General features: G+C 61.5%; 2 protein-coding genes and 1 pseudogene. All 3 read left to right on the top strand.

What is annotated here, in order from left to right:
* Positions 1-96: 96 nt before the first annotated feature.
* Entirely contained in the window at positions 97-507 is a 411-nt protein-coding gene (gene tnpA, locus PYR71_RS30590) for an IS66-like element accessory protein TnpA (RefSeq protein WP_077994909.1), read from the top strand.
* Complete coding sequence (gene tnpB, locus PYR71_RS30585; RefSeq protein WP_008536947.1) at positions 504-851, top strand: IS66 family insertion sequence element accessory protein TnpB; 348 nt, start codon at positions 504-506, stop codon at positions 849-851. The genes tnpA and tnpB overlap by 4 nt, the downstream gene beginning before the upstream one ends.
* A gap of 45 nt (positions 852-896) precedes the next feature.
* A pseudogene (locus tag PYR71_RS30580) lies at positions 897-1,487 on the top strand (transposase domain-containing protein); the annotation flags it as partial.
* Between the last annotated feature and the right edge of the window lie 79 nt (positions 1,488-1,566).

The following is a 1,566-nucleotide window of genomic DNA, read 5'->3' as shown; positions in this document are numbered from 1 at the left end:
GGCTGGTCGAGCAGCGATCTCGATGCACTCATGCCGTGGAATTACGCGCGCTGAACGGTCTCAGCTTGCCGCTTACCAAACACTAGGAGTAGTCCTATGACGAAGCATCCGATTGAAGTGATCACGTCTGTCGAGCGCCGACGGCGCTGGTCTCGGGAAGACAAAGAGCGGCTTGTTGCGGCCTGCTTTGAGCCAGATGCGGTGCTTTCCGAGATTGCCCGTGCGGCCGGTATCCATGTCAGCCAGCTTTTCCGTTGGCGCAAGGAGCTTTGCCAAATCGAGGAGCCGAAGACGGAAATGGCGAGCACGTTGGTGCCGGTGATCCTGTCCGAGGCCGCGCCTCCAGCCACGCCCATTCCCTCGGGGCCGCCTGCCCCATCGCAGTCCCGCCGGAAGCGTAGCGATGTGACGATTGAGCTGGGTCGGGGCCGTCGTATTCGCGTGGACAGCGACATCGATACCGAGGCGCTGGGCCGCATTCTCGATGTCGTGCTGGAACGGAGATGATCCCGGTTCCGAGTGGTGTGAAGGTCTGGCTGGCGACAGGCCATACGGACATGCGCAAAGGCTTCCCCGGTCTATCGCTGATGGTGCAGGAGACGCTGAAGCGCGATCCGATGTGCGGACACCTGTTCGTGTTCCGCGGTCGCGGTGGTGGCCTGATCAAGGTCATCTGGCATGACGGCCAGGGAGCCTGCCTGTTTACGAAGAAGCTTGAACGCGGACGCTTCGTCTGGCCGTCGGCGGCAGATGGATCGGTGGTGATCACACCGGCGCAGCTCGGTTATCTGCTGGAAGGTATAGACTGGCGGATGCCGCAAAAAACCTGGCGACCGACGTCGGCAGGATGAGCAAAAGCACTGGAATGGCTGGGTCGAATATGATTCCATCCTACCATGAACGATGCGGCCGAACAGCTTCCTGACGATCTTGCCAGTGCGCTTGCACTGCTGGCGCAAGAGCGTGCCTGGCGTATGAAAGCCGAGGCGGAAGCCGCCAGTGCCAAGGCGCTCGTGTCACATTCAGAAGCGCTGATCGCGCGGTTGAAGCTGGAGATCGAGAAGGTTCGCCGTGAACTTTACGGCAGCCGGTCCGAGCGCAAGGCGCGACTTCTCGAGCAGATGGAGCTGCAACTCGAGGAACTCGAAGCCGACGCTGGTGAAGACGAACTGGCGGCGGAGATTGCTGCCAAGGCTTCTACAGTCCGGGCGTTCGAGCGAAAGCGTCCATCACGGAAGCCGTTTCCCGAACACCTGCCGCGCGAGCGCGTCGTCATCGCCGCCCCGACGAGTTGCCGCTGCTGCGGTTCCGCCAGGCTGTCGAAGCTCGGCGAGGACATCACCGAGACGCTGGAGGTGATCCCGCGCCAGTGGAAAGTCATCCAGACTGTGCGGGAGAAGTTCTCCTGCCGCGAATGCGAGAAGATCACTCAGCCGCCCGCACCTTTCCATGTGACGCCGCGCGGTTTTGCCGGGCCGAACCTGCTGGTTGTGTTTCGGCGTGCAAATTTGACCCCCTTGGCGGGGTAATCGGCGTCCAATTTTGACCCCCCTCAGATTTCATCTG

Origin of the sequence: Rhizobium mulingense, assembly GCF_029194105.1 — a bacterium.
Classification (GTDB): domain Bacteria; phylum Pseudomonadota; class Alphaproteobacteria; order Rhizobiales; family Rhizobiaceae; genus Rhizobium; species Rhizobium mulingense.
The sequence above is the reverse complement of the archived record's forward strand: the minus strand, read 5'-3'. Positions and strand labels throughout refer to the sequence as shown.